Raw genomic sequence first — 25,530 nt, forward strand, 5'->3', positions numbered from 1 at the left:
CGAGAGCAACGCTGCCCCGTGATGGGCGCCCGGTCACTCGCGGCCGACCACCGGGATGAGGATTGCGAGCACCAGAATCGGCAGGGCGAGGCAGGCGAAGGACAGATGGGCCACACCGAAGGCCCCCGCGATCGCTCCGATCGCGAAGGCGAGGATCGCGGGCAGCATCCGGCCGATCCGCCCGCGCGCCGCGCCGGCGCCTCCTGTGCCGAGCCGCAGAAGGTCGACGGCATCGATCACGGCTTGCGTCACGTTCACCGTCATCACCGTGGTGGCGGCGAGATGTGCCAGCGCCAAGCGCGCGATCGCGTTCTGGACGCCCATCGCGGCGACGCCGAGCATGCCCACGAGGATGGCGTCCGGCCCGTCGGCCGCGTGCAGCGGCGAGAGGGCGAGGCCGATCGCGCCGAACAGGGCGAGCATCACGGCCTCCAGCAGGAGGAGCCAGCGCAGGGTTGCTGCGCCGCGCCGATCCAGTGCCAGGGTCAGGAGCCGGGTGGCCGCGACCGCGAAGATGAAGGCCGGCAATGCGAGAAGCTTGGCGATGACGCCGCTCGAGCTGGCGACGAGCTCGGCTCCGATCAGCACGAAATTCCCGGTGACGTGCGACGTGAACAGGCCGAACAGGGCAACGAAGCCCGCCGCGTCGACGAAGCCCGCGACGAAACCGAGGCCGGTGCCGATGAGGAGATCTCTCCGCGCCCGCCGGTCGGGAGCCGCGGCGGCGGCGAGGGGCGGCTGGGCGGAGGCCTGCGAACTCAAGGCATCGTCTCTCAGGAACGGGCCGCGGACGGGTCCCTCCGGCTCCGTGTAGCGCAAGGCTCGGCCCTGGAACAATGAATGCCACGCCGGAGCACCCGCGATGGCGCTCTTTGATGGCGCTTGCCCCCTGTGCTAACGAGGCCGCGATTTCCGCCGCGTCACGGGACCGGGCCCCGCGCGGACGCATCCGACGAGCACCCGCGAGCCGAGGACCGTACCGCCTTCATGTCTTCCGACCAGACCGCCCCGTCGGCCCCTGCACGGGCGTCGAGCTACAGCTACGAGGATCTGCTTGCCTGCGGCCGCGGCGAGCTGTTCGGCGCCGGCAACGCGCAGCTGCCGCTGCCGCCGATGCTGATGTTCGACCGCATCACCTCGATCGGCACCGAGGGCGGCGCCTACGGCAAGGGCCATGTCCGGGCCGAGTTCGACATCCGGCCCGATCTCTGGTTCTTCGGCTGCCATTTCCAGGGCGATCCCGTGATGCCGGGCTGCCTCGGCCTCGACGCCCTCTGGCAGCTGGTCGGCTTCCATCTCGGCTGGCTCGGCGCGGCCGGGCGCGGCCGGGCTCTCGGCGTCGGCGAGGTGAAGTTCACCGACCAAGTGCTGCCCAGCGTCCGCCAGGTGGTCTATAATGTCGACCTGAAGCGCGTCCGCCAGGGCAAGCTGGTCCTCGGCATCGCCGACGGGACCGTCGAGGCCGACGGCAAGCGCATCTACGAGGCCCAGGACCTGCGCGTGGCGCTGTTCCAGTCCTGACGCGGGACGGCGTGCGCTACGCACCGGTTGAGATCGGGCCCGCGTCGTCCTAGGTGACCCGGATGAGCGCGGCGCGCGGGCAAGCGCCGCGGCGGAGAAGAACGACTTTCATGCGCCGTGTCGTGATCACCGGGATGGGCATCGTCTCGTCCATCGGCAACAACACCCAGGAAGTGCTCGCCTCGCTGCGCGAGGCGCGGTCGGGCATCGTCCGCGCCGAGGCTTACGCGGAGCACGGCTTCCGCAGCCAGGTGGAGGGCGCCCCCAGCCTCGATCCCGAGGGCGTGGTGGATCGGCGCGCGATGCGCTTCCACGGCGGCGGCACCGCCTGGAACCACGTCGCGATGGATCAGGCGATCCGCGACGCCGGGCTCGACGAGGGCGACATCTCGAACGACCGCACCGGCATCATCATGGGGTCGGGCGGCCCCTCGACCCGGACCATCGTGGAATCGGCCGCGATCGCCCGCGACAAGGGTCCGAAGCGGGTCGGCCCCTTCGCGGTGCCGAAGGCGATGTCCTCGACGGCCTCCGCGACGCTCGCGACCTGGTTCAAGATCAAGGGCGTGAACTACTCGATCTCGTCGGCCTGCGCGACGTCGAACCACTGCATCGGCAACGCCGCCGAGATCATCCAGGCCGGCCGGCAGGACATCATCTTCGCGGGCGGCTGCGAGGAACTCGACTGGACGCTCTCCGTCCTGTTCGACGCAATGGGCGCCATGTCCTCGAAGTACAACGACACGCCGGCCCGTGCCTCCCGCGCCTACGACGTGAACCGCGACGGCTTCGTGATCGCGGGCGGGGCGGGCGTGCTGGTGCTGGAGGAGTACGAGCACGCCAAAGCCCGCGGCGCCCGCATCTACGGCGAGGTGGCCGGCTACGGCGCGACCTCGGACGGGCACGACATGGTGGCTCCGTCCGGCGAGGGTGCGGTGCGCTGCATGCGGCAGGCGATGAGCGGCCTCAAGGGTGCGCAGATCGACTACATCAACCCGCACGCTACCTCGACGCCGGTCGGCGACGAGAAGGAGATCGAGGCGATTCGCGAGGTGTTCGGCACCGGCGATGCCTGCCCGCCGATCTCGGCGACGAAGTCGCTGACCGGCCACTCGCTCGGCGCCACCGGCGTGCAGGAGGCGATCTACTCGCTCCTGATGATGAACAACGGCTTCATCTGCGAGAGCGCCCATATCGACGAGCTCGACCCGGCCTTCGCCGACATGCCGATCCTGCGCGAGCGCCGGGACGACGCGAAGCTCGGCCACGTCCTGTCCAATTCCTTCGGCTTCGGCGGCACCAACGCCACCCTGGTGCTGAAGCACGTGGACGCCTGACCTGGCCCGGTGCCGGAACGGAAACCCGAGCGCCCGCGTTTTTCCTGCCACAGGCAGGGATTCTCGCAGATGCTCTGGATCGCCCTCGTGGCCATCGTCGGCAGCGCCCTCGTCGGCGTCGCCTACGCGAAGCAGACACTGATCGACGACGCACGCGCCGAGACGCGCGGCTACTTCTGACACGCCCTCGTCCGATAGACCGTGCAAAGCCCTGCCCTCCGGCGGGGCTTTTTGCTGGGCGGCGTCCCCTTCGCCCAGGCCCGGATTGGACAGGCGCGCGAGCACCGGGCTAAGCCTCTCCCCGGCCCGCCGCGCGCGGGCGGCAGGTGTTTCAGCGAGGCGGATGGGCGCATGACGGGATTGATGGCGGGCAAGCGCGGCCTGATCATGGGCGTGGCGAACGATCACTCGATCGCCTGGGGCATCGCCAAGACCCTGCACGAGCACGGCGCGGAGCTCGCCTTCACCTACCAGGGCGAGGCGCTGGGCCGCCGCGTCGGCCCGCTCGCCGCCCGCCTCGGCTCCGACAGCGTGTTTCCCTGCGACGTGGAGAACCTCGCCTCCGTCGACGCGCTGTTCGCGGGTCTCGACGAGCGCTTCGGGGGCGAGCTCGACTTCGTGGTCCACGCGATCGGCTTCTCCGACAAGGCACAGCTGAAGGGCCGCTACGTCGACGTGACCACCCGCGAGAATTTCTCGCGGACCCTGACGATCTCGTGCTTCTCCTTCACGGAGATCGCGCAGCGGGCGGCCAAGCGGATGGTGAATGGCGGCTCGCTCCTCACACTCACCTACGGTGGCTCGACCCGGGTGATGCCCAACTACAACGTGATGGGTGTCGCCAAGGCCGCCCTCGAAGCCTCGGTGCGCTACCTCGCTGCCGATCTCGGGCCGGCCGGCATCCGGGTCAACGCCCTCTCGGCGGGGCCGATGCGGACGCTGGCGGGGGCCGGAATCGCCGATGCCCGGCTGATGTTCAACCACCAGAAGGCGCATGCGCCGCTGCGGCGCACGGTGACGTTGGAGGACGTCGGCGGCTCGGCGTTGTACCTGCTGTCGAGCCTGTCGGGTGGGGTGACCGGTGAGATCCACTTCGTGGATTCGGGCTACAACATCATCTCGATGCCGCGCCCCGACGTGCTGCAGGCCCAGGATGCGGCCGGCGTGGTCGGCGACGAGTGATCACGAACGCGACCGGCCCGCGTTGATCGCGATCATCGCATCTCAAGGCCGCTCGCCCAGTGCCGCGCTGCGCGGGGCGCCGGCCGGAACCACGCTTTCGAGGGCCGTGAGAACCGTGCCCTTCGTCAGGATCTGCGGCAGCACCACCGGATCGCCCGCGCCCGTGTAGAGCAGGTAGAGCGGCACGCCGCTGCGGCCGTGCCGCTCCAGGAGCTGCGTGATCTCCGGGTTCTGGTTCGTCCAGTCGCCCTTCAGGTAGGTGATGCCGCGGGCCTTGAGGGCGGCCTGGACGGCGTCGGTGGCGAGCGCCGTGCGCTCGTTGACCTGGCAGGTGATGCACCACGCCGCCGTCAGGTTCACGAAGACCGGCCGGCCCTCGCCGAGGAGCGCGGCGAGGCGCGCCTGCGTGAAGGGCTCGGCCCCCTCCCCTGCCGCGCTGGCGACGATTGCCCGGTCCCGGTCGAGGCCGAGGGCGAGCGCGCCGGCGCCGAGGAGCGCGGCGAGGGCGAGACCCTGCGCGAGGCGGGCAGCCACGGGCCGGGCGTGCCGGCCCTGCTCCCAGGCCCAGGCCGCGAAGGCCACGAGGACGAGGCCGAGGAGCGCCGCAAGCAGTCCCGTAGGGCCGACCTGCTGCGCCAGCACCCAGACGAGCCAGGCCGCCGTCGCGTAGACGGGGAAGGCGAGCGCGCCCTTCAGGGTCTCCATCCAGGCGCCCGGCCGCGGCAGCCGCGCCAGCGCCCCCGGCCACGCGGTCAGGGCCAGGAAGGGCAGCGCCAGCCCGAGGCCGAGGCTCGCGAAGATGGCGAGCCCCGTCAGCGCCGGCTGGGTGAGCGCGAAGCCGATTGCGGCGCCCATGAAGGGCGCGGTGCAGGGGGTCGCCACCACGGTGGCGAGCACGCCGGTGAAGAACGAGCCTTCGAGGCCGCCGCGCCGGGCGAGCCCGTCGCCGATCCCGGCGAGGCCGCCGCCGAGATGCACGACGCCGGACAGGCTCAGGCCCATCGCGAGGAGCAGATAGGCGAGACCCGCCACCACGAGGGGCGATTGCAGCTGGAAGCCCCAGCCGATCGTCGCCCCCCCGCTCTTCAGCGCGATCAGCAGCCCGGCCAGCGCCAGGAAGGCGGCGAGCACGCCCGCAGTGTAGGCGAGCCCGTGGAGGCGCACCCGGGCCGGCGCCGCGCCCGAATGGCGCACGAGGCTCAGCACCTTGATCGACAGGACCGGGAAGACGCAGGGCATCAGGTTGAGGAGGAGGCCGCCGAGGAAGGCGAGGCCCGCCGCACTAAGAAGCGTGAGCGCCTCGTCGCCGGAGGCGGGCGCGGCCGGCGCCAGCGAGGCGCCGTCGGGGATCTGGCCCGCCGCGGGTGCGGGCGCCGGCTCCTCGCCGATCGCGAAGGCGTGGCGGAGCGTCGCCCCGCCGCTCTCCGTCTCGACCGCGAGCACCCCGGCAGCGTCGCGGGCGGCGGCTCGGAGGGCGTGGCGCGGGCGAGCGTGAGCCGGAACCCCGCGGCATCGGCCTTGAGATCCTGCGCGGCGGCATTGTCGATCGCCGTCTCGGAATAGGGGAAGAACACGGCGGAGCGGACGCTGTCCGGGTCGAGGCCGAGCGGGCCCGTCGCGAGGACGAGGTGGTCGCCCTCCGCGGAGAGATGCGCGGCCCCGGGCGCCGGCTTCGGCAGCGCGGCGCGGGCCCGGGCGAACAGGGCGGCGCTGCCCGGATCGACGCGCGCCGGACCCGACGTGACGGGCAGCGTCAGGCTCAAGCTGGCCGAGCCCGGCACGCATTCCATCTCGCAGACGAGGTAGCTCAGCTTGCCCGAGAGCCGCACCGGGATCGCCGGGTCGAGGCTCGGCGGCGGCGTCACCGTGACGAGGAGCGCCGTCTCGCCCTCGTAGCCGTAGTTCATCAGGTGGGCGACGGGGATGCGGTGGGGCGCGGGCCACTGGATCGGGCCGGCCGAGACGCCCGCGGGCAGCGTCCACACCATCTCGGGCGGCAGGCCGGAATCGCCGGGATTGCGCCAGTAGACGTGCCAGCCCGGCTTCATCACCATCCGCAGGGCGACGGTGAAGGGCTCGCCCGCGCGCAATGCGGCGGGCTCGGCGACGAGGCTCGCCCGGACGAGGTCGGTCGGCGCCTTGAATCCCTGTGCCGCGGCCCCGTTGAGGCCGAGGAGCAGGACGAGGAGGGGGAGAAGCCGGATCATCGCGCCCTTGCGTGCCGCGCTCCGGCACGTGTCTGACGGCGCGACCATACGGGTTTTCGGGCCCGGCCGGAACCGAGGCCGCGCGCGGAACGCCGTCGCAGGCCGCTCAGGCGCCCGGCACGAGGGGCGCCGTCGCCCGCTCCAGCCACGCCGCCGTCTCTCCGTCGAGATCGGCCGAGAGGGTCTCGCGGACCCGCGCGTGATAGGCGTCGATCCAGGCGATCTCGGCGGGCGAGAGGAGGGCAATCTCGATCAGGCGGCGGTCGTAGGGCGCGAGCGTCAGGGTCTCGAAGCCGAGCATCGGGCGCTCGGCCCCCGCGATCTCGGCCTCCCGCACGAGGACGAGGTTCTCGGTGCGGATGCCGTAGGCGCCGGCCCGGTAATAGCCCGGCTCGTTCGAGAGGATCATGCCGGGCTGGAGCACCACGGTCCCGGTCTTGGCGATGCGCTGCGGCCCCTCGTGGACGGAGAGGAAGCTGCCGACGCCGTGGCCGGTGCCGTGGTCGAAGTCGAGCCCCGCCTCCCACAGGCTGAGGCGGGCGAGCGCGTCGATCTGCGCGCCCGTCGTCCCCTTCGGGAAGACGGCTCGGGAGATCGCGACGTGACCCTTGAGGACGCGGGTGAAGCGGTCGCGCATCTCGGCGTCCGGCTCGCCGACCGCCACGGTGCGGGTGATGTCGGTGGTGCCGTCCCGGTACTGCGCGCCGGAATCGACGAGGAACAGCTCGCCCGGCCGGACGCGCCGGTCGGTCGCGCGGGTCACCCGGTAGTGGACGATGGCGCCGTTGGACCCCGAGCCCGAGATCGTCGGGAAGGAGACGTCGCGCAATTCGCCCCCGGCCGCGCGAAAATCCTCCAGCGCCTCGACGGCCTCGATCTCGCCGGCTTCGCCCGAGGCGGCGCGGGCGTCGAGCCAGGCGAGGAAGCGGGTCACCGCGAGCCCGTCGCGGCGATGGGCGGCGCGGGTCCCCGCGATCTCGGCCGCGTTCTTCACCGCCTTCATGGCGGTGATCGGGTCCGGCCCGACATCGGCGACGCCGCCTCCCGCCTCGACCAGATTTTTCAGGGCGGCGGCCCCCGTCGCCGCGTCGAGGCGGATGCGGCCGCCCCTGAGGTCGGCGAGCGCGTCCGCGAAGGCGCCGCGGGGCGCGAGGTCGGCGAGCCCGTCGAGGGCGCTCCGCACCTCCGGCGCGATCGCGGAGGAGGCGAGGAAGAGGCGCGCCCGCCCCTCGCGGGGCACGAGGGCGTAGCCGAGCGCCAGCGGCGTGTGCGTGACGTCCCCGCCGCGCAGGTTGAAGGCCCAGGCGAGGTTGTGCGGATCGGAGATCACGAGCGCGTCGCAGCCGGCCTCGGCGAGAGCTTCGCGGATACGGGCGAGCTTGTCGGAGGCCCCTCCCCCGCCAGCGCCTCGGGCTGGAGGACGACCGGGCCGGCGGGCGGGCGCGGCCGGCCCGCCCAGACGGCGTCGACGAGGTTTTCCTCCAGCGGGCGCAAGCTGGCGCCGGCCTTGGCGGCGGCCCGCTCCAGCCGGGCGACCCCGTCCGGCGTGTGCAGCCAGGAATCGTAGCCGAGGACCGCCCCCTCCGGCAGGGTCTCGCCGAGCCACGCCTCGGGCGTCTTCTCGGCGAGCGCCACCGGCGTGATGACGCCCGTGTCGACCTGCTCCGGCGCCTGCAGCGTGTAGCGGCCGTCGACGAAGAGCGCGGCCGCGTCGGCCAGGACGATCGCCGTGCCGGCCGAGCCCGTGAAGCCGGTGAGCCAGGCGAGGCGCTCGGCATTGGCCGGCACGTACTCGGACTGGTGCTCGTCCGCCCGCGGCACCACGAACCCGTCGACCCGGGCCTCGCGCATCGCCGCGCGCAGGGCCGCGATCCGCTCCGGCCCCTTGCGGTGGCTCGGGTCGTCGAAGGTCTGAAAGCGGCGGCGCGGCTCGGCGGAGGTCGTGCGCGGAGGAGTCATGGGCGAAGGGTTACGTCGCCGGCCCGCGCCGGGCAACCGGCTCTAGCGCGGACGTGGGGCCGCCCCGCCACGGCGCAGCACGAGCGTCGCCCAGCCCTCGATGACGCCCTTCTCGGCGAGGTGGAAGCCCCTGTGCCGATAGGTCGAGAGCACGCCCGGCACGTCGCGCTCGATCAGCCCGGACAGGATCAGCACGCCGCCCTCCGCCACGACGGCCGTCAGGGAGGGGGCGAGGCGCTTCAGCGGCCGGGCCAGGATGTTGGCGAAGACCACGTCGAACCGGCGCGGGCGGTTGGCCAGCGCGTGCTGCACGCCGGGCCCCTGGTAGAGGCGGAGCCAGGGCGTCAGCCCGTTGAGCCGCGCGTTGGCGCGCGCCGTGAGGACCGCCTCCGGGTCGAGGTCGCCCGCGACCACCGTGGAGCGCAGCGCCCGGGCCGCCGCGAAGGCGAGGATGCCGGTGCCGGTCCCGACATCGAGCACCCGGGCCGGGCGGCCGCGCTTCATTGCGGCGACGAGGGCGCGCAGGCACCCGAGGGTGGTGCCGTGATGGCCCGTGCCGAAGGCGAGGGCCGCCTCGATCTCGATCGGCAGGTCGTTGGCGCGCACATGCGCCCGGTCATGCGCGCCGTGCACGAGGATGCGGCCGGCCCGCACCGGCTTCAGGCCCTCCAGGGAGGCGCGCACCCAATCCTGCTGGTCGATGGTCTGGAAATCCGCGACGTCGGCCTGATCGCCGACGATCGGGCGGATCAGCTCGCGCACCATCTCCTCGTCCGGCGCCTCGGCGAAGTAGGCTTCGAGCCGCCACGTCACGCCGTCCTCCGCCTCGAAGGCGGCCACCGCCGTCTCAGTCGGGTCGAACATCTCCCCGAGGATGTCGGTCATGGCGCGGGCCGATCGCTCGTCCGTGAGGAGGCGCAGGACGTGGGTCGGGCGGTGGGGCGGCAAGCCTTCGAGCATGGGCCCGGCTCTAAGCGCCAAAGGCCCGCCTGTCACATGGTTTCCGCCCTGGCACGGGGCATGAATCCGCTCCCGGCAACCGCCCCCCACAGGAGACGCTCGCGGAATGCTCGGATTGTCGCGCAGGCACAGCCACTTCATCTACGGTGTGATCCAGTCGGGCCTCACCTGCGCCGTCGCCTCGGGCATCGCGAGCCTGCCCCTCGCCTCCGAGGGTGCGTTCCTCGCGGGCTGGCTCCGGTCGTGGCTGATCGCCTGGGGGGCGATGCTGCCCGTCGTCCTGCTGGCCGCTCCCCTGATTCGTCGGCTCGCCGACGCGCTCACGCTGGAGAAGCAGGGCTGACCGGAAGCGTGGCCGGGCCGCCCCGCGTTGAATTCCCGGCCGCATTCGTGAGAGAGGGTGCCGGGTTAGGGCCAAGGCCCGAAAGATCCCGGATCCCGCGCACCCCCATGCCCGCCTATCGCTCCCGCACAACCACCCACGGCCGCAACATGGCCGGCGCCCGCGGCCTCTGGCGCGCCACCGGCATGAAGGATTCCGATTTCGGCAAGCCGATCATCGCGGTGGTGAACTCGTTCACGCAGTTCGTGCCCGGCCACGTCCACCTGAAGGATCTCGGCCAGCTCGTGGCGCGCGAGATCGAGCAGGCCGGCGGCGTCGCCAAGGAGTTCAACACGATCGCGGTCGATGACGGCATCGCCATGGGCCACGACGGGATGCTCTACTCCCTGCCCTCGCGGGAGCTCATCGCCGATTCCGTCGAGTACATGGTCAACGCGCATTGCGCCGACGCCATGGTCTGCATCTCGAACTGCGACAAGATCACCCCCGGCATGCTGATGGCGGCGCTGCGCCTCAACATCCCGGCCGTGTTCGTCTCCGGCGGGCCGATGGAGGCCGGCAAGGTCGTGATGAAGGGCGTGACCCGCAAGTTCGACCTCGTCGACGCGATGGTCGCGGCGGCCGACGACCGGGTCTCCGACGAGGACGTCGCGGTGATCGAGCGCTCGGCCTGCCCGACCTGCGGCTCGTGCTCGGGCATGTTCACGGCCAATTCCATGAACTGCCTCACCGAGGCGCTGGGCCTGGCGCTGCCGGGCAACGGCTCGGTCCTCGCCACCCACGCCGACCGGCGCCGCCTGTTCGTGGAGGCCGGCCACCTCATCGTCGACCTCGCCCGCCGCCATTACGAGCAGGACGACGCGAGCGTGCTGCCCCGCGCCGTCGCGAGCTTCGCGGCCTTCGAGAACGCGATGACGCTCGACATCGCCATGGGCGGCTCGACGAACACGGTGCTGCATCTCCTGGCCGCCGCGCACGAGGGGCAGGTGCCCTTCACCATGGCCGACATCGACCGGCTGTCCCGGCGCGTGCCGGTGCTCTGCAAGGTCGCCCCGGCGGTGGCCGACATCCACATGGAGGACGTGCACCGGGCCGGCGGCATCATGGGCATCCTCGGCGAGCTCGACCGGGCGGGCCTCCTCGACACAGACGTCGGCAACGTCAGCGCCGGGACCTTGAGCGCCGCCCTCGAGCGCTGGGACGTGCGCCGCTCGGGCAGCGCCGCGGTCCAGACCTTCTACCGGGCGGCGCCCGGCGGGGTGCCGACCCAGGTCGCCTTCAGCCAGGAATCCCGCTTCGACGAGCTCGACCTCGACCGGGAGGCCGGCGTCATCCGCGACGCGGCGCACGCCTACTCGCAGGACGGGGGGCTCGCGGTGCTCTACGGAAACCTCGCCGTGGACGGCTGCATCGTGAAGACGGCGGGCGTCGACGCCGCGATCCTCACCTTCACGGGCACCGCCCACGTCTTCGAGAGCCAGGACGCGGCGGTGGACGGCATCCTCAACGGCCGGGTCAAGGCCGGCGAGGTGGTGCTGATCCGCTACGAGGGCCCCCGCGGCGGCCCCGGCATGCAGGAGATGCTCTACCCGACGAGCTACCTGAAATCGAAGGGCCTCGGCAAAGCCTGCGCCCTCGTGACCGACGGGCGCTTCTCGGGCGGCTCCTCGGGCCTCTCGATCGGCCACGTCTCGCCGGAGGCGGCCGAGGGCGGGCTGATCGGCCTCGTGGAGCAGGGCGACCCGATCGAGATCGACATCCCGAACCGGCGCATCCACCTCGCCGTGGACGAGGCCGAGCTGACCCGCCGCCGGGCCGCGCGCGACGCGGCGGGCTGGCGCCCGGCCGCCCCCCGCAAGCGCAAGGTCAGCACGGCGCTGCGCGCCTACGCGATGCTGGCGACGAGCGCCGCAAAGGGCGCGGTGCGCAGCCTCCCGGAGGCGTGATCCGCGGATCTCGGTGGTCCTCCGCACGGCCGAGCTGGAACCGCCCAAGGATGCGGCAGTTTGTTCATCCTGTGGGCGTAAGCTCGGCCGGAACGGAGAGCGCGGATGCGCGTTCTAGCTGGCTTTCCGCCGAGTCGGAAAGGCTTCTGAGGCTGCGTTCGCGTATGAACAAGAAACGGTCCGGCCGCCGCGAGCCGGTGATCCTCACCACCGAACCCCGCCCCCGACCCGGCCGCCGCCGCAGCCGGTCGCTGGGCGGCGACGGGCTCGACACGCCGATGCCGGGCCAGCTCCTCGTCCTGCTGAGCCGGCTGCACCGGTCGGAGACGGTCGTCGCCCGGACGGACGACGAGGCACGGGGCTGATTCTCGCCCCGCGCAGGGCCCGCGTGTGCGGGACGGCGCTTGTGTGCGCGGCGTCCGCCCCTATCATCCCCGCGACCCGCCGTCCGGACGCGGCGTCGCAGTGACAGGGGCGCCCCCATCGAACCCTCACGACGGCATCGACGCGGCGGACCCGGTCCGCGCTCGTCGGCCGCCCGCCGGCGCGGGCGGGCGGGCGCACACGACACCGGGATCGCGCCATGCTCGGCCTGACGCCCGAGGAATGGGTCGCCCTCACCCTCAGCCTCAAGGTGGCGAGCGTGGCGACGCTGGCGAGCCTCGTTCCCGGCCTCGCGGTCGCCTGGCTCCTCGCCCGTCGCGACTTCCACGGCCGCACCCTCCTCGACGGGCTCGTCCACCTGCCCCTGATCCTGCCGCCCGTGGTGACGGGCTACCTGCTGCTTCTCGCCTTCGGACGGAAGGGCCCGGCGGGGGCGTTCCTCGCCGAGTTCGGCATCGTCTTCGCCTTCCGCTGGACCGGGGCGGCGCTCGCCTGCGCGGTGATGGGCTTCCCCCTGATGGTGCGGGCGATGCGCCTGTCGCTCGAGGCCGTCGACCGGCGCCTGGAGCAGGCGGCCTCGACGCTGGGCGCCAACCCGCTCGCCGTCTTCCTCACCGTGACCCTGCCGCTCAGCCTGCCGGGCATCCTGGCCGGCGCGGTGCTGGCCTTCGCCAAGGCGATGGGCGAGTTCGGCGCCACCATCACCTTCGTCTCCAACATTCCGGGTGAGACCCAGACCCTGCCCTCCGCGATCTACACCCTGACCCAGGTGCCGGGGGGCGAGGGCGGCGCGCTGCGGCTGACCCTCGTCTCGATCGCCGTCTCGATGGGCGCGCTCCTCGCGTCCGAGTGGCTCGCCCGGCGGGTCTCCCGCCGGCTCGGGAGCGCCTGATCCGATGACGCTCGCGGTCGACGTGGCGCTGAAGCGCGGCGCCTTCTCGCTCGAGGCCGCCTTCGCGAGCGGGCCGGGGCTCACCGCCCTGTTCGGCCGCTCGGGCTCCGGCAAGAGCACCCTGATCCACCTGATCGCGGGCCTCGCCCGGCCGGACCGGGGCCACATCGCGGTCGGCGGCGAGACGCTCCTCGACACGGAGACACGGTTCAGCGTGCCGGTGCACCGCCGCCGGATCGCCTGCGTGTTCCAGGAGGCGCGGCTGCTGCCGCATCTCAGCGTGCGGGGCAATCTCAGCTACGGGCGCTTCTTCGCCGGGCGGCGGGCGGGCTTGGGCGCGGACCTGCCGTCCGTGGTGGAGATGCTCGGCATCGGTCACCTGCTCGACCGGCGCCCGGCCGGCCTCTCGGGCGGGGAAACGCAGCGGGTCGCGATCGGTCGGGCGCTGCTGGCCAAGCCCCGCCTGCTCCTGATGGACGAGCCGCTCGCCGCCCTCGACGAGGCCCGCAAGGCCGAGATCCTGCCCTATATCGAGCGGCTGCGGGACGAGGCCGGCATCCCGATCGTCTACGTCAGCCACGCGGTGGCCGAGGTGGCGCGGCTCGCCAACACCGTGGTGGTGCTGGAGGAGGGGCGCGTCGCCGCCGCCGGGCCCGCCGACACGATCCTGCGCCGGGCCGAACTCCTACCCGCCCACGAGGCGGAGGCCGGCGCCCTCCTCGACATGGTGGTGGAGGACCACGACCCGGCGGGTGGCATCACGCGGCTCACGGGCGACGCCGGGCACCTCGTGGTGCCGCATCTCGGGCGGCCGCTCGGCAGCCCGGTGCGGGTGCGCCTGCCCGCCCGGGACGTGCTCCTGGCGACGCAGAGGCCGGTGGGGCTCAGTGCCCGCAACATGCTGCCCGGCCGCATCGCCGCGTTGACGCCGATGGGGGACGCCGTGATGGTCGAGATCGCGTGCGGCGGCGTCGCGATCGCCGCGCACCTGACCCGCGCCTCGGCGCAGGACCTCGGGCTGGTCCCGGGTCTTGCCGTCTACGCCATCGTCAAGAGCGTCGCCCTCGACCCGGCCGGCGTCGGCACGGGCCGGCGCCCGATCGAGATCTGACGCCGTCGCGCGCCGATCGAGGACCGGTCACGCCGCCCCGTCGACGAAGGCGCGCATCAGGAGATGCGCGATCGCCATGGGCGGCGGCACGCTCAAGCCCTCGGGATGCGCGCCCGCGATCATCTGCGCCACCGCCGCGCGCGGGAACCAGCGGGCGTCCGCGAGCTCCGTCGGGTCGATCGTGATCGCGTCGTCGAGCGCCTCCCCGACGCAGCCGAGCATCAGCGAGGCCGGGAAGGGCCAGGGCTGGGAGGCGAGGTAGCGCACCGCGCCGACCCGGATGCCGGCCTCCTCCCGCGTCTCGCGCCGCACCGCGTCCTCCACGGTCTCGCCGGGCTCCAGGAAGCCGGCGAGGCAGGAATACATCCCCTCCTTGAAGCGGGGCGCGCGGCCGAGCAGGCAGGTGTCGCCCCGGCGCACCAGCATGATGACCACCGGGTCGGTGCGCGGGAAATGGTGCGTGCCGCAGGCCGGGCAATCGCGCCGGAAGCCGCCCGCCGCGGGCAGGCTCGGCGAGCCGCAATGCGCGCAGAAGCCGTTGCGGGCGTGCCAGGCGAGGAGCGACTTCGCCGTGGCGAGGAGGCCGAGTTCGTCCGCCGCCACGGCACCCTCGGCGGCGAGGCTGCGCAGGTCGAGGCTGTGGTGCGCGGGCCCGCCCGCGAGGTCGTCGGCGGCCGCCGGCTCGATCGCGGCGGCGAAGACCGGACGCCCGTCGAGGCGCCCCCCGTCGAGGCGTCCGAGGAAGACCGGCACGGCGAGCGCGGGCACCCGCGCCGCGACGTCCGGATTCAGCAATGCGCTGGCGGGCTCGCGCGTGAGCACCACTCGGTCGCCGGCGAACAGCACCCAGGCGGCGTCCGGAGCGTCGAGGGGCGGCACCGCGCCCTCCCCGGCCTCGGCCGAGTGGCGGCGGAGCCGGCTCCGGGCGTAGCCGAGCCGGGCGAGGGAGGCGTCCAGCACGGGCGGTCAGGCCGCGGCGAAGAGCGCGGCGGCGCGCTCGACGAGCTGGGCGCGGGCGTGCGGCGGGTAGGGCTTTCGCTCTCCCTGCCCCCAGACCGGGCCGGGCCAAGCGGGATCCGAGCGGAAGCGGCCGACGACGTGGACGTGCAGCTGCGCCACCACGTTGCCGAGGGCCGCGACGTTGACCTTGTCCGGACGCGACAGGGCCTGCATCACCCCCATCGCGAGGCGGATCTCCTCCCAGAGGAGGCTGGAATCGTCCGCGCCGAGATCGGTGATCTCGCTCGCGCCCTCCCGGCGCGGCACGAGGATGAGCCAGGGAAAGCGCGCGTCGTCCATCAGGAGGACGCTCGACAGGGCGAGGTCGCCGACCGGCACGGTGTCGGCGGCAAGCCGCGGGTCGAGGGTGAATTCCGGGTGCATCGCGCCAGCATCTAGGGCAGCGCCGCCCGATCCGCGAGGCCCACCTCTCCCGTCCGGGAGAGGTCGAGTCCGCAGGATGCGGACCGGGTGAGGGATACAGGTCCTTCCGGAAAGGGCGCACCCCTCGCCCCGACCCCCTCCCGAACGGGAGAGGGGGCGCGGCGCGTCTCCCGCGCCCGCACGTGAGCCTCGGTGCAGACGATGGTGCAGACGATGCCTGAATGGAGAGGTGGCCGCCGGGTCCGCGCGCGACGGCCTCACAGGCTCGGCACGGCGCCGCGGCGGCCGACCGCGATGATCTCGGCGACGGGCTTGCCCGCCTCGTCCGGGGCGACGAAGGCCGTCACCTCGGCGCCCGCGGTCAGGAGCGCCTTCTCGCCCCGCGTGATCTGCGTCGCCTTCGTGTCGGCCGCGACCGTCACGGTCTTGGTGCCGCCCTCGTAATTCAGCACGACCCGGCGCGGATCGTCGCCCGAGAGATCCCCGATCCAGCCGCCGGTCAGCGCCGCGTCGGGCATCGTGTCCCAGGACCGGTGGCCCGAAAACCAGCCGCGCAGGTCGGGTGCGTGGATCGTCACGGCCTCGGCCCGGCGCGCCGTCCCGCATTCGGGCAGCGACAGGGCGCTGACGTAGCTCTCCGGCTTGATGTCGCGCACCGTGGCCGGCGCCGCCGTGAGCAGCCGCGTCGTGTCGTTCATCCGGATCGCGGCCGTTCCGCCGGCCCGCAGGCGCAGGGTGAGGACGTCCCCCTCCCGCGTCTCCACCGTGCCGCGGTAGCGCGTGCCGAAATCCTCGTCCGGATCGGCGAGCGCGGGCGCGGCCGACAGGCCGAGGAGGACGAGGGCGGAGAGAATCGATCGCATGCGGGTCGGGCCAAGCCTCCGGCCCGGCCAGACTAGCTTGGCCGGGATCACCGGCAACGGGGACCCGCCGCCTCGGTTCCGGACCGTACGCTCACGGTTTCGCGCGGGACGGGCCCGTTCTGCTCCCTACAGAGCTTCGCGCGGGACGCGCTCAGTGCGCCAGCAGCACCGGCAGGTCGGCGTGGGCGAGGACGTGGCTCGTCGGGCCGCCGAAGATCATCTGGCGCAGGCGGCTCTGGGTGTAGGCCCCTTGATCAGGAGGTCGGCCCCGAACTCCTTCGCCTCGGCCAGGAAGGTCTCGCCCGGCGTGCGGCGCCCGGCCGGCAGGGCCCGGTGCGCCGCGGCGATGCCCTCGCAGGCGAGCGACTGCGCGAGGTCCTCCGCGCTCGGCCCCGGCACGGTCCCGCCCTCGACGCTGAGCACGAGGATGCGCTTGGCCTGCAGCAGGAAGGGCATCGCGAAGGCGACGGCCCGGGCCGTCTCCGTCGAGCCGTTCCAGGCAATCAGCACCGCCTCGCCGAGGCTCGTCGGCGGGACCGGAGGTGCTAGCAGGATCGGCCGGCCGCCCTCGAACAGAGCCGTCTCGAAGGTCGCCATCCGGGGCGAGGCATCCTCCGAGCCCGGCCGCCCGACCACCGTCGCCGAGAACAGGCGCGCGTACTGGCCGAGGAAGGCGTCGCCCGCCGGCACGTCCTGCCGCCAGCGGTAGCGCGGCCCGCAGCCCGCCGCGACGTTCTCGGGAATGCAGAGGCCGTCACGGGGGTGGCGCGGGATCGCCGAGGCTTCCATCGCCGCGATGAAATGCTCGCCCGCCTCCTCGGCCTCGGCGCGGTCGGCCTCCTCGTCGCGCAGCCACGTCATGCCCCCGACCATGTCGACGGGGACGTATTCCGCGAGCGCCGGGCGCAGCGACACGCCCTCGATCAGGCTGCCGAAGCGGCGTGCGGCGAGGGTCGCGGTGGCGAACACGGAGGGCAGCGTGTCGTGCAGGGCGACGGGTACGAGAAGCGTCTTCATCACCGTGAACTCCATACCGGCGCGGGCGGGGTGACGCGGCCGCCCGGGAGTTCGGCCGCATCGCGCGCTCGCGCGCCGATGCTAGAGCGCTTCCTTCCGGCGTGGAACTCATCGATCTCGCGGACGCACACGCATTTTCGCAGGGGCGAGACGGCCCGCGCCGACATCTTGCTCAGATCACGGCCAAGCTCAGCGTCGCGAAGGGAAGACAACAGCCAAGTCTTGGCTGACCGCCTGTGAAAATGGGCCCAGCTTATCTAGGAACAAAGCCCGGAAGTCCCCGTTGACGGCGTGAAGTGCAAGGCGGCAGCCACGATTGGTCATCGACCGCCGGGGCCGGCTGCGCACGTCGAATATCGCAGATCGAGGTCCCCTATGTTCAAGAAGTACGTTGCCATGTCCGCCCTGATGACGGCTCTCGCCACCCCGGCGATGGCCCAGGGCGCGGGCGATTTCCGCCTCCAGGCCATGCAGGCCAACGCCTTCGAGATCCAGTCGAGCCAGATCGCGCTGTCGAAGTCGCGCAACCCGGCTGTCCGTAACTTCGCGCAGCACGCGATCAGAGATCACCGCGCCGCCAACGTGGCGCTGGCGGGCGGCGAGCGGAACTACGTCGCGGGCGGTGGCCCGGTCGGCGGCCTGATCGAGGCGCCGCTGGCGGTAGCCGGCGGTGCGGTCGGCGCGGCCACGGGTGCAGCGGCCGGCGCGGTCGGCGGCACGCTGGCAGGCGGCCCGGTCGGCGGCGTCGAGGGGATCGGCGCGGGCGCGGCGCGGGGCGCGGCGGTCGGCAGCCGCGTGGCGACGGGCGACGTCGACGGCACGGCCGGCACCACGATCGTGCCGCCGAACCCGGAGCAGCAGGCGATGCTCGCGGAACTCTCCGCGACCCCGCCCGGCCCGCGCTTCGACCGCCTCTACGGCCAGCAGCAGGTCATGGCGCACCAGCAGTCGCTCGCGCTGACGCAGGCCTACGCCTCGTCGGGGCCGAGCCCGGCGCTGCGGAACTACGCCCAGCAGGCCCTGCCGGTGCTCCAGGAGCATTACGCGATGGCGCAGCGCCTGCCCGGCGCCCGCTGATCCGCGGTGATGGATAGCCGGTGGCGGGTTCCCGCCACCGGATCGGGGGGAACGGCGGGCGTGAGCCCGCCGTTCTCGCATGCGGCGGCCCGTTCAGGTGCAGCTGATCAGGGACGAGGGGCGCAGGCTCTGGCCGGCCCGGTCGGTGATCGGGGCGAAATCGCCGGTCTCCGGGTCACGCACGAGGAGTTCGCCGGTCGCGACGCCGAAATGCGCGCCGTGGAGCTGAAGCGTCCCGGCCTCGACGCGCTCGCGCACGAAGGGAAGGTGCCGAGATTCTCGATGCTCTGGCTCACCATCGCGTGCTCCATGCGGGTGAGGTAGTCGGGTGCGGAGGAATCGCCCGCCTTCTCCTCGGCCGGCTTCACCAGCGAGACCCACTTGCCGATGAAGTTGCCGACGAGAGGGGTTTGGCCTTGTTGGCGAACGCCTTGATGCCGCCGCAGGTGGCGTGGCCGAGCACGACGATGTGCTTCACCTCCAGCGCCTGCACCGCGAACTCGATCGCCGCCGAGGTGCCGTGATACTCGCCGCCGGTCTCGCAGGGCGGCACGATGTTGGCGACGTTGCGGATCACGAACAACTCGCCCGGGCCGACGTCGAAGATCACCTCCGGCGACACCCGGCTGTCGCAGCAGCCGATGACGAGCACGTCGGGGTCCTGCGTCTTGGCGAGCTGGGCATAGCGCCGGCTCTCGTTCGGGAAACGGTTTCCGAGGAAGGAGCGGTAGCCCTCGGTCAGGGATTCAGGGAACATCGTGCATCTCTCCGGCCGTCGCGGCGTATCAGAATGGCGGCGATGTAACTGGCATGTCTCGACAGCGTTGCCGACTCAAGCATTACGCCACGACAACGTGACCGGAACGGCCGGGATATCCCCGGCGAGGATGCGCCGGACGAGGGCCGCCAGGCCCGCCGGCTCGATGCGCTCTCCGCTCGCCTCCAGTTCGGCGAGGCTCCACCAGCGGGTGCCGAGGACCGGGTTGTCCTCGGTCTCGGCGAGCCGGCCCGTGTCGATCTCGTCCGAGGGCAGGCGCACCAGGAAGTAGCGCTCGCGGGCGTCGCGGGGCTTGCGGAACAGGCGGAAAGGGCCGTCGCAGGTGGCGACGAGCGGGCCGATCGGCGCGTCCGCGACGCCGATCTCCTCGCCGAGCTCGCGCCGGCAGGCCTGCTCGTGGGTCTCGCCAGGCTCCAGGCCGCCCCCGGCATGAACCAGAAGGCGCGCGCGTCGGGCCGCTCGGAATCGATCGGCCGCACCGCCTCGTAGGCGATGAGGAGCAGGCGGTCGGCCGGGTCGAAGACCAGGGCGCGGGCGATGTGGCGCAGAGGCAGCGCGTCGGCTTTCGTGTCGCTCATGCCCTCCGCATAGCAGCTTCGCCCGCTCCCTGTCGCGACGACGGGTCCCCGGGCGCCCAGATCACGACCGGTAGCCCGTAGGCGTCGCGCCCCGGCGGGTCGGGCAGCGGGACCGCGCGGCCCTCGAGGATGTCGCGGGCGACGACGAGGGCCGCCATCGCGTCGAGGTGGTCGTCGGCGCCGACCCCGCGGGGCCGCTCCGAGCGGACGAGGGCGGCGGCAGGCCGGCCGCCAGCAGGAGGGCGCGGCGCGCGTCGAGCCCCTGCCGCCGCGCCGGCCCTTCTTGGCGCCGGCGAGCGGCTGCCCGCGATTGAGGGTGCGGAAGGCCACTTCCGGGTGGACCTCGTGCAGGCGCGCGGCGAGATCCGGCCGCGACCGCAGCAGCCCGTCCGCCTCCCGCACGTAGCGCAGGATGTTCCAGCACTGGATCGAGGGCGCGAAGGGCGGCTCGCTCGCCGCGCGGGACAGCGCCTTGGCCTCCTCGTAGGTCTCCGCGTAGACGGCGGAGCGCGGCGGCACCGGGAAGACGCTGGATCGTCCGCCCGGCCCGAGCAGGGCCCGCGCCGCCCGGTCGGCGACGCGCCCGCCCCCGCGACCCGGTCCGGCAGGCCGATCGGCACGTCGATGCCGGCCGCGAGCGGCACCTCCGGCCCGTCGAGGAGCGCGGCGATGCTGGGAAACAGCGCGACGCGCCAGGATTCCGGATCGTCGAGATCGAGCAAGGCGCCGGCCCAGGCGCCCCGGCAGCCGTCGAGGCCCGCGATCCAGCGCGCCATCCTCGCCCCTCCCCGCCCGATCCTTGAATCGGGTCCCGCGGGACGGTATCCGCGAACCGGCCGGCAGGATACCCGGCGAGGAGGAGGCGCCCCCATGACCGAGATCCGCCCCCGTCGCAGCGTCCTGTCCCTGCCGGGATCGAGCCCGCGCATGCTGGAGAAGGCGGCCGGCCTTCCCGCCGACGTCGTGATGCTCGACCTCGAGGACGCGGTGGCGCCGGAGGCCCGGGACGAGGCCCGCGCCCGCGTGGCCGAGGCGGTCGCCGACCGCCGCTTCGGGCGGCGCGAGGTGGTGGTGCGGGTCAACGGGCTCGAGACGCCCTGGGGCGAAGCGGACCTCGCCGCGATCGCGGCTGCCGGCCCGGACGCCATCGTGGTGCCGAAGGTCCACCGCCCGGACGATCTCGTCGCGGTGGGCTCGCGCCTGCGCCGGTTCGGGGCGCCCGGCCCCTTGCGGGTCTGGGCGATGATCGAGAGCCCGCTCGCCATCCTGGAGATCGGCGCGATCGCCAGCGCCGCCCGCGACGTCGACACCCGGCTCGCCTGCCTCGTGCTCGGGCCCAACGACCTCGCCCGGGCGAGCCGCGTGCGACTCGGCGTGCCGGGCCGGCCGGCGCTGATGCCCTGGCTGATGAGCGCGGTCGCCGCGGCGCGCGCCTACGAGATCGACATCATCGACGGCATCTACAACGCGTTCCGGGACGAGGCCGGCTTCCGGGCCGAGTGCGAGCAGGGCCGCGATTGCGGCTTCGACGGCAAGATGCTGATTCATCCGAGCCAGATCGAGGCGGCGAACGCCGTGTTCGGGCCGGGCGAGGCCGAGATCGGGCAAGCGCGCGCGATCCTCGACGCCTTCGCCGCGCCGGAGAACCGGGGGCGCGGCGCGATCCCCTTCGAGGGCGGATGATCGAGCGCCTGCACGCGGACGAGGCCCGCCGCACCCTCGCGATGGCCGAGGCCATCGACGCGCGCCGGGCATGAGCGGCGCCCCCCTGGAGGTCGCGATCCGCCTCCTCGACAAGCGGCTCCCGGATTGGGGATTTCCGCGCTGGGGCTCGCCCGCGGCGGCGGGCCTCGATCTCCACGCCTGCCTCGACGTCCCCCTCGTCCTGGAGCCCCAGGCCGCGCCTGCCCTGATCCCGGCCGGGATCGTGGTCGCGATCCGCGATCCGGACTGGTGCGGGCTGGTGCTGCCCCGCTCCGGCTTCGGCCACCGGGAGGGGCTGATCCTCGGCAACGGCACAGGGGTCATCGACGCGGATTACGAGGGGCCGCTCCTCGTCTCGGCCTGGAACCGCAACCCGGCCCCGGGCCTGGGTATCCGGATCGAGCCCGGCGACCGGATCGCGCAGCTCGTCTTCACGCGCGTCACGCGCCCGACCCTCGTCATCGTGCCGGACGGCGAGGCGGCGGCGGGCTCCGCCCGCGGCAGCGGCGGGTTCGGATCGAGCGGCCGGCGCTGACGCGGATGGGCGCATTCCGCGGTCGAACGGCGTACAGGTGAGCCCCATGCGCTCCGATCCGCCGCCCCCAGCGCCGGCCGGCCCCGCGGCCGCCCGCCTCCGCCTCGCCACGGCGGCCGTGATCGACATCGCCCTCCACGCGCGGCCGCAGCCGGTCAACGCCCGCGTCCTCTCCGCCCGCCACGGCCTGCCGCCGCGCCACCTGGAGACGGTGCTGCAGGCCCTCGTCCGGCACGGCCTGCTCAAGGGCGTGCGCGGCCCGCGCGGAGGCTACGAACTTGCCCGCGAGCGGCGCCGGATCAGCGTCGGCGACATCGCCCGCGCCGCGGGCAGCCTCGAGGAGGAGGACGGGGCGACGTCGAGCCCCATGGGGGCGATCGTCGAGCCGACGATCCGTGCGGCCCAGGCGGCCTTCCTCTCGGCCCTCGATGCCGTGACGGTGGAGGATCTCTGCCGTCAGGCCGAGGCGCTCGACGCGGTGCGGCCGGAGCGCCAGGAACCTCATTTCGATATCTGACGCGGCCTCCGGATGATCGGGGCGAAGCCGACGCTCTCACGCCTTCGCGGCGTCGAGGCGACGGGCACCGGCAGGATTTTGTGCACGCAGCCTAAGCCGTCCGCGCGATCGGTCGATTTTTGTCCGGTTCCGATTCGGACCGTTCGGGTTGCGGGCCTCCCGCCTTCAAGCTCGCTTAACGGGCAAGCCGGCATGATCCTGCCGACGGATCGGATGGCGGCATGGGCATGGAGTTTCAGCGGTCCCGGCAGCACCCGGGCAGATCGGAGGCGGACGAGCGAGGCTCGGCCGCGGACGGTTCCCCCTACGTGCCGATCCTGGCCGCGGCGATGCCGCTCCAGCTCGTCCTCGCCCTGCGGCCGCTCGGCTGCGAGACGCCGGTCCTGGCGGCAAGCCAGCTTCCCGAACTCGCCCTCGGCGCGGTCGACCTCCTCATCGTCGACGGGGACGGGCTCGACGGCCTCGCGCTGGTCCGGGCGTTCCGCGCGCTGCCGGTGCATGCCGCCACGCCGGTTCTGCTCGTCGGGTCCGGCGAGGCGCGCATGATCCGTCGCGCGGCGATCGAATCCGGGGCGACCGACGTGCTGGTGCGCCCCGTCGACCCGCTCGATCTCCAGATCCGCGCCCGGACGCTGATCGACCTCTCCCTCGCCCGGAGGGATGCGGCGCGCACCGCGAGCCTGATGGACCGGCACGTGGCCGGGATCCGGGCCGAATCGGAATGGCGCGAGCGGGAGATCATCCAGCGCCTGATGCTCGCCGCCGAGTTCCGCGACGATCAGGCCGGCGACCACCTGACCCGCGTCGCGGGCTGCGCCATCGCGATCGCCGAGGGCCTCGGCCTGTCGGAGGACGGAGCGAACGACATCGCGCTCGCCTCCACGATGCACGATATCGGAAAGATCGGCATTCCCGACAGTATCCTCCTGAAGAACGGCCCGCTCACGGACGCGGAACGCGAGGAGATGAAGCAGCACGCCGAGCGCGGCTACCGGATGCTGCACGATTCGCCCTCGCGCCTGCTGCAGCTCGCCTCCGAGATCGCCCTCACCCACCACGAGCGCTGGGACGGCACCGGCTATCCGCGCGGCCTCTCCGGTACCGACATCCCCCTCAGCGGACGTATCATCGCGGTGGCCGATGTCTTCGACGCTCTGATCTCGGAGCGGGTCTACAAGGCGGCGTGGCCCCCGGAGAAGGCGCGGGCCTACCTCGTGGAGCATCGGGGCAGCCATTTCGATCCGGCCTGCGTCGACGCGTTCCTGTCCCGCTGGGACGACATCTGCGGGTTGATGCGCGACCGCCCGGCGGGGGCAGGCGCGACCTGAGCTATTCCGCCGCCTGCTCGGCCGGCGCCCCGCGCAGGCCGAACCGCTCGATGCAATCCTGCAGGCGGATCGCCGAATTGATCAGCGCCATGTGGGTGAAGCCCTGGGGCGTGTTGCCCCGCTGCTCACCGCTCGCGGCATCGATCTCCTCGGCGAACAGCCCGACATCGTTGCCGCGCGCGATCAGGCGCTCGAACGCGGCCTTCGCCTCCGCCGTGCGGCCCGCCAGCGCGAGGCAGCTGACGCGCCAGAAGGCGCACGGGGTGAAGGTGGCCTCCCGCCCCTCCAGCCCGTCCGGCATCCGGTAGCGGTAGATCAGGTCGCCCGCGCCGAGCTCGCGCTCGATCGCCGCGAGCGTCGAGACCATGCGCGGATCGTCGGGCTCGATCGCCCCGAACAGCACGACGCGCAGGACCGCCGCGTCGAGGTCGTCGGTCTCGTAGGTGCCGACATAGGCCTGCTTCTGCGCGTTCCAGGCCCGCGCGAGGTAATCCGCCCGGATCTCAGCGGCCGCCGCCTCCCAGGCGGCGATCTTCTCCGCCGGGACGCCCTGGATGTTGCGCCCGATCCGCGCCGCGTTGTCGAGGGCGACCCAGATCATCGCCTTGGTGTGCGTCTGGTGGCGCCGCTCCGTGCGCAACTCCCAGATGCCGTGGTCCGGCGCGTCGCGGCAGGCGAGTGCCCGGGCCGTAAGGTTGTCGAGCACCTCGGGAAGGCGATCGTTGACCTTCTCGGGCGGGTCGTAATCGACCGCCTCCAGGAAGCCGCACAGGGCCCGCATCAGCTCGCCGTAGATGTCGTGCTGGTCTTGGTTCGCAGCGGCGTTCCCGATCAGGACCGGACCGACGTTGCGCCACCCGGAGAGGTGATGCAGCGCCTCCTCCGGCGGCGGCTCGCCGGCGATCCCGTAGAGAAGGCGCGTGTCGCGCCCGTAGCTGCCGTCGGCCTCGCGCAGGAAGCGCAGGAACTCGGCGGCCTCGCGCACGTAGCCGAGCATCACGAAGGCGGTGACGGTGAAGCTCGCGTCCCGCATCCAGGTGAAACGGTAATCGTAGTTGCGGTTGCCCGGAATCGCCTCGGGAAGCCCCGCGGTGGCGGCCGCCACGATGGCGCCGCTCGGGGCGTAGGTCAGGAGCTTGAGGCAGAGCGCCGAGCGCAGCACGGCCTCCCGGTACGGCCCCCGTAGGTGCAGCGCTCGCTCCAGCGCCGCCAGTACGCGACGGTCCGGTCGAGGCAGTCCCGCGCACCCGCGAGATCCTCGATCGCGGGCGCCTTCCCGTCCTCGCCGTGGGTGAGGATGAGGTAGAACGTCTCGCCGGCCGCGAGCGCGAAGCTGCACGCCGCCACCTCGCCTTCCACCGACAATGCGCACGAGGCGCTGACCCGCAGGCGCTGGTCGCCCGCCTCGAACAGCACCGTGCCGGCCTCGGAGCGGGCCGTGCAGGGACGGCGCGCGTAGTCGAAGGTCGGGCGCACCACGAACTGGCCGGAAATCCGGCCCTCATCGCAGGCGAGCAGCCGGATCAGCCGGCTGTCGCCCTCCCCGTCCGGCCCCTCGTCGGGCTCCGCCTCCGGCGGGTTCACCGGCATCAGGTCGGTGAGCCGGGCCCGGCCGGTCGCCGTGGCGAAGGTGGTCTCGAGCACGTTGGTGCCCGGCAGGTAGCGGCGCTCGATGTGCCGGATCCCGCCGAGGTCGACGCTGCAGGCTCCCCCCTTCGCGTCGTCGAGGAGGCGCAGGAACAGGGCCGGCGAATCGTGGCGCGGCCAGCACAGCCAGTCGACGGAGCCGTCGCGGGCGATCAGGGCGTTGGCATGGGTATCGCCGACGATGGCGTAGTCGCAGATGGGCTTCGACACTGGGGCGGGAGGCTCGCGTGACGGGGATCCGGCACGAGGTAGCGCCAGAGC

The 25,530-nt window shown here is 73.0% G+C and carries 20 protein-coding genes and 7 pseudogenes; 13 read left to right on the forward strand and 14 right to left on the reverse strand.

Annotated elements, in window-relative coordinates; genetic code table 11:
- Positions 1-33: 33 nt before the first annotated feature.
- Positions 34-684: a YoaK family protein gene (locus DK389_RS07370; RefSeq protein ID WP_109896115.1), complete on the reverse strand. Its 651-nt coding sequence runs from the start codon at positions 682-684 to the stop codon at positions 34-36.
- Between the two features lie 303 nt (positions 685-987).
- Here DK389_RS07370 and fabA point away from each other — a divergent pair, with 303 nt between their 5' ends.
- From fabA to fabI, 3 genes are all read left to right on the forward strand, one after another.
- Positions 988-1,521, forward strand: a complete 534-nt coding sequence (gene fabA / locus DK389_RS07375; protein WP_109888495.1) for a 3-hydroxyacyl-[acyl-carrier-protein] dehydratase FabA — start codon at positions 988-990, stop codon at positions 1,519-1,521.
- A gap of 110 nt (positions 1,522-1,631) precedes the next feature.
- Entirely contained in the window at positions 1,632-2,858 is a 1,227-nt protein-coding gene (gene fabB / locus DK389_RS07380; RefSeq protein ID WP_109888496.1) for a beta-ketoacyl-ACP synthase I, read from the forward strand.
- A 351-nt stretch (positions 2,859-3,209) separates the two neighbouring features.
- Entirely contained in the window at positions 3,210-4,040 is an 831-nt protein-coding gene (fabI, locus tag DK389_RS07385) for an enoyl-ACP reductase FabI (protein ID WP_109888498.1), read from the forward strand.
- A 42-nt stretch (positions 4,041-4,082) separates the two neighbouring features.
- Here the strand turns inward: fabI and DK389_RS07390 are convergent.
- From DK389_RS07390 to DK389_RS07400, 3 genes and pseudogenes are all read right to left on the reverse strand, one after another.
- Positions 4,083-6,247, reverse strand: a pseudogene (locus DK389_RS07390) (protein-disulfide reductase DsbD family protein).
- Between the two features lie 106 nt (positions 6,248-6,353).
- A pseudogene (locus tag DK389_RS07395) lies at positions 6,354-8,206 on the reverse strand (aminopeptidase P family protein).
- A gap of 42 nt (positions 8,207-8,248) precedes the next feature.
- Positions 8,249-9,166 (reverse strand): 50S ribosomal protein L11 methyltransferase, encoded by a 918-nt coding sequence (locus DK389_RS07400; RefSeq protein ID WP_109888500.1) that lies wholly within the window; start codon positions 9,164-9,166, stop codon positions 8,249-8,251.
- A 106-nt stretch (positions 9,167-9,272) separates the two neighbouring features.
- Between DK389_RS07400 and DK389_RS07405 the strand changes: the two genes are divergently transcribed.
- The 5 genes from DK389_RS07405 (at position 9,273) to modC (ending at position 13,842) form a co-directional block, all read left to right on the forward strand.
- The gene (locus tag DK389_RS07405) at positions 9,273-9,509 is read left to right on the forward strand and encodes a DUF2798 domain-containing protein (protein ID WP_109888501.1); all 237 of its coding nucleotides are present in this window, start codon (positions 9,273-9,275) and stop codon (positions 9,507-9,509) included.
- Positions 9,510-9,616: 107 nt separating this feature from the next.
- Positions 9,617-11,455, forward strand: coding sequence for a dihydroxy-acid dehydratase (gene ilvD / locus DK389_RS07410; RefSeq protein WP_109888503.1), 1,839 nt, complete (start codon positions 9,617-9,619; stop codon positions 11,453-11,455).
- Positions 11,456-11,619: 164 nt separating this feature from the next.
- On the forward strand, positions 11,620-11,820 hold the full coding sequence (locus tag DK389_RS07415) for a hypothetical protein (RefSeq protein ID WP_109888505.1): 201 nt from the start codon (positions 11,620-11,622) through the stop codon (positions 11,818-11,820).
- A gap of 218 nt (positions 11,821-12,038) precedes the next feature.
- On the forward strand, positions 12,039-12,731 hold the full coding sequence (modB, locus tag DK389_RS07420; protein ID WP_109888514.1) for a molybdate ABC transporter permease subunit: 693 nt from the start codon (positions 12,039-12,041) through the stop codon (positions 12,729-12,731).
- Positions 12,732-12,735: 4 nt separating this feature from the next.
- Positions 12,736-13,842: a molybdenum ABC transporter ATP-binding protein gene (gene modC, locus DK389_RS07425; protein ID WP_109888516.1), complete on the forward strand. Its 1,107-nt coding sequence runs from the start codon at positions 12,736-12,738 to the stop codon at positions 13,840-13,842.
- A gap of 27 nt (positions 13,843-13,869) precedes the next feature.
- On the opposite strand, the gene nudC is transcribed toward modC, so the two are convergent.
- From nudC to DK389_RS07445, 4 genes and pseudogenes are all read right to left on the reverse strand, one after another.
- Complete coding sequence (gene nudC / locus DK389_RS07430) at positions 13,870-14,799, reverse strand: NAD(+) diphosphatase (protein WP_109896117.1); 930 nt, start codon at positions 14,797-14,799, stop codon at positions 13,870-13,872.
- A gap of 9 nt (positions 14,800-14,808) precedes the next feature.
- Positions 14,809-15,225, reverse strand: a complete 417-nt coding sequence (locus DK389_RS07435; protein WP_109888518.1) for an HIT domain-containing protein — start codon at positions 15,223-15,225, stop codon at positions 14,809-14,811.
- A gap of 257 nt (positions 15,226-15,482) precedes the next feature.
- On the reverse strand, positions 15,483-16,088 hold the full coding sequence (locus tag DK389_RS07440; protein WP_109888519.1) for a hypothetical protein: 606 nt from the start codon (positions 16,086-16,088) through the stop codon (positions 15,483-15,485).
- Positions 16,089-16,239: 151 nt separating this feature from the next.
- Positions 16,240-17,105 (reverse strand): annotated as a pseudogene (locus DK389_RS07445) (universal stress protein).
- Positions 17,106-17,480: 375 nt separating this feature from the next.
- On the opposite strand from DK389_RS07445, the gene DK389_RS07450 reads away from it, so the two are divergent.
- Positions 17,481-18,182, forward strand: a complete 702-nt coding sequence (locus DK389_RS07450) for a DUF4142 domain-containing protein (protein ID WP_109888521.1) — start codon at positions 17,481-17,483, stop codon at positions 18,180-18,182.
- Positions 18,183-18,275: 93 nt separating this feature from the next.
- Here DK389_RS07450 and DK389_RS07455 read toward each other — a convergent pair.
- From DK389_RS07455 to DK389_RS35525, 4 genes and pseudogenes are all read right to left on the reverse strand, one after another.
- Positions 18,276-18,939, reverse strand: a pseudogene (locus DK389_RS07455) (carbonic anhydrase).
- A 75-nt stretch (positions 18,940-19,014) separates the two neighbouring features.
- A pseudogene (locus DK389_RS07460) lies at positions 19,015-19,538 on the reverse strand (NUDIX hydrolase).
- On the reverse strand, positions 19,535-19,696 hold the full coding sequence (locus DK389_RS35850) for a hypothetical protein (protein ID WP_472436461.1): 162 nt from the start codon (positions 19,694-19,696) through the stop codon (positions 19,535-19,537). Before DK389_RS35850 ends, DK389_RS07460 begins: the two are co-directional and overlap by 4 nt.
- Before the next feature lie 169 nt (positions 19,697-19,865).
- Positions 19,866-20,467 (reverse strand): annotated as a pseudogene (locus DK389_RS35525) (DUF429 domain-containing protein); the annotation flags it as partial.
- Between DK389_RS35525 and DK389_RS07470 the strand changes: the two are divergent.
- The 4 genes and pseudogenes from DK389_RS07470 to DK389_RS07485 all read left to right on the forward strand — a co-directional run bounded on the left by DK389_RS07470 (position 20,409) and on the right by DK389_RS07485 (position 23,622).
- Positions 20,409-21,295: pseudogene (locus DK389_RS07470) on the forward strand (HpcH/HpaI aldolase/citrate lyase family protein). The pseudogenes DK389_RS35525 and DK389_RS07470 overlap by 59 nt on opposite strands.
- Positions 21,292-21,777, forward strand: a complete 486-nt coding sequence (dut, locus tag DK389_RS07475; protein ID WP_109888523.1) for a dUTP diphosphatase — start codon at positions 21,292-21,294, stop codon at positions 21,775-21,777. The pseudogene DK389_RS07470 and the gene dut overlap by 4 nt, the downstream one beginning before the upstream one ends.
- 46 nt (positions 21,778-21,823) lie before the next feature.
- Positions 21,824-22,294, forward strand: a complete 471-nt coding sequence (locus tag DK389_RS07480) for an RrF2 family transcriptional regulator (RefSeq protein ID WP_109888525.1) — start codon at positions 21,824-21,826, stop codon at positions 22,292-22,294.
- 227 nt (positions 22,295-22,521) lie between these two features.
- Positions 22,522-23,622 carry an HD-GYP domain-containing protein gene (locus DK389_RS07485; RefSeq protein WP_194075226.1) on the forward strand — a complete coding sequence of 367 codons (1,101 nt, stop codon included), beginning with the start codon at positions 22,522-22,524 and terminating at the stop codon, positions 23,620-23,622.
- A gap of 1 nt (position 23,623) precedes the next feature.
- On the opposite strand, the gene DK389_RS33980 is transcribed toward DK389_RS07485, so the two are convergent.
- Positions 23,624-24,784, reverse strand: a complete 1,161-nt coding sequence (locus DK389_RS33980; protein WP_236960701.1) for a glycoside hydrolase family 15 protein — start codon at positions 24,782-24,784, stop codon at positions 23,624-23,626.
- Complete coding sequence (locus DK389_RS33985) at positions 24,751-25,479, reverse strand: trehalase-like domain-containing protein (protein ID WP_236960703.1); 729 nt, start codon at positions 25,477-25,479, stop codon at positions 24,751-24,753. The genes DK389_RS33980 and DK389_RS33985 overlap by 34 nt, the downstream gene beginning before the upstream one ends.
- Positions 25,480-25,530 lie beyond the last annotated feature (51 nt).

It is taken from the genome of Methylobacterium durans, from assembly GCF_003173715.1.
In the GTDB taxonomy this organism is placed as follows: Bacteria; Pseudomonadota; Alphaproteobacteria; order Rhizobiales; family Beijerinckiaceae; genus Methylobacterium; species Methylobacterium durans.

Bases quoted from the DNA above. Each gene is read 5' to 3' on its own strand.
- dut (WP_109888523.1), top strand. From the start codon at position 21,292: ATGAGCGGCGCCCCCCTGGAGGTCGCGATCCGCCTCCTCGACAAGCGG.
- DK389_RS07440 (WP_109888519.1), bottom strand. From the start codon at position 16,088: ATGCGATCGATTCTCTCCGCCCTCGTCCTCCTCGGCCTGTCGGCCGCG.
- DK389_RS07485 (WP_194075226.1), top strand. From the start codon at position 22,522: ATGGAGTTTCAGCGGTCCCGGCAGCACCCGGGCAGATCGGAGGCGGAC.
- DK389_RS35850 (WP_472436461.1), bottom strand. From the start codon at position 19,696: ATGGCGGCCCTCGTCGTCGCCCGCGACATCCTCGAGGGCCGCGCGGTC.
- DK389_RS07405 (WP_109888501.1), top strand. From the start codon at position 9,273: ATGCTCGGATTGTCGCGCAGGCACAGCCACTTCATCTACGGTGTGATC.
- DK389_RS07480 (WP_109888525.1), top strand. From the start codon at position 21,824: ATGCGCTCCGATCCGCCGCCCCCAGCGCCGGCCGGCCCCGCGGCCGCC.
- fabA (WP_109888495.1), top strand. From the start codon at position 988: ATGTCTTCCGACCAGACCGCCCCGTCGGCCCCTGCACGGGCGTCGAGC.
- DK389_RS07435 (WP_109888518.1), bottom strand. From the start codon at position 15,225: ATGCACCCGGAATTCACCCTCGACCCGCGGCTTGCCGCCGACACCGTG.
- modC (WP_109888516.1), top strand. From the start codon at position 12,736: ATGACGCTCGCGGTCGACGTGGCGCTGAAGCGCGGCGCCTTCTCGCTC.
- ilvD (WP_109888503.1), top strand. From the start codon at position 9,617: ATGCCCGCCTATCGCTCCCGCACAACCACCCACGGCCGCAACATGGCC.
- modB (WP_109888514.1), top strand. From the start codon at position 12,039: ATGCTCGGCCTGACGCCCGAGGAATGGGTCGCCCTCACCCTCAGCCTC.
- DK389_RS07415 (WP_109888505.1), top strand. From the start codon at position 11,620: ATGAACAAGAAACGGTCCGGCCGCCGCGAGCCGGTGATCCTCACCACC.
- DK389_RS07450 (WP_109888521.1), top strand. From the start codon at position 17,481: ATGTTCAAGAAGTACGTTGCCATGTCCGCCCTGATGACGGCTCTCGCC.
- fabI (WP_109888498.1), top strand. From the start codon at position 3,210: ATGACGGGATTGATGGCGGGCAAGCGCGGCCTGATCATGGGCGTGGCG.
- fabB (WP_109888496.1), top strand. From the start codon at position 1,632: ATGCGCCGTGTCGTGATCACCGGGATGGGCATCGTCTCGTCCATCGGC.
- DK389_RS07400 (WP_109888500.1), bottom strand. From the start codon at position 9,166: ATGCTCGAAGGCTTGCCGCCCCACCGCCCGACCCACGTCCTGCGCCTC.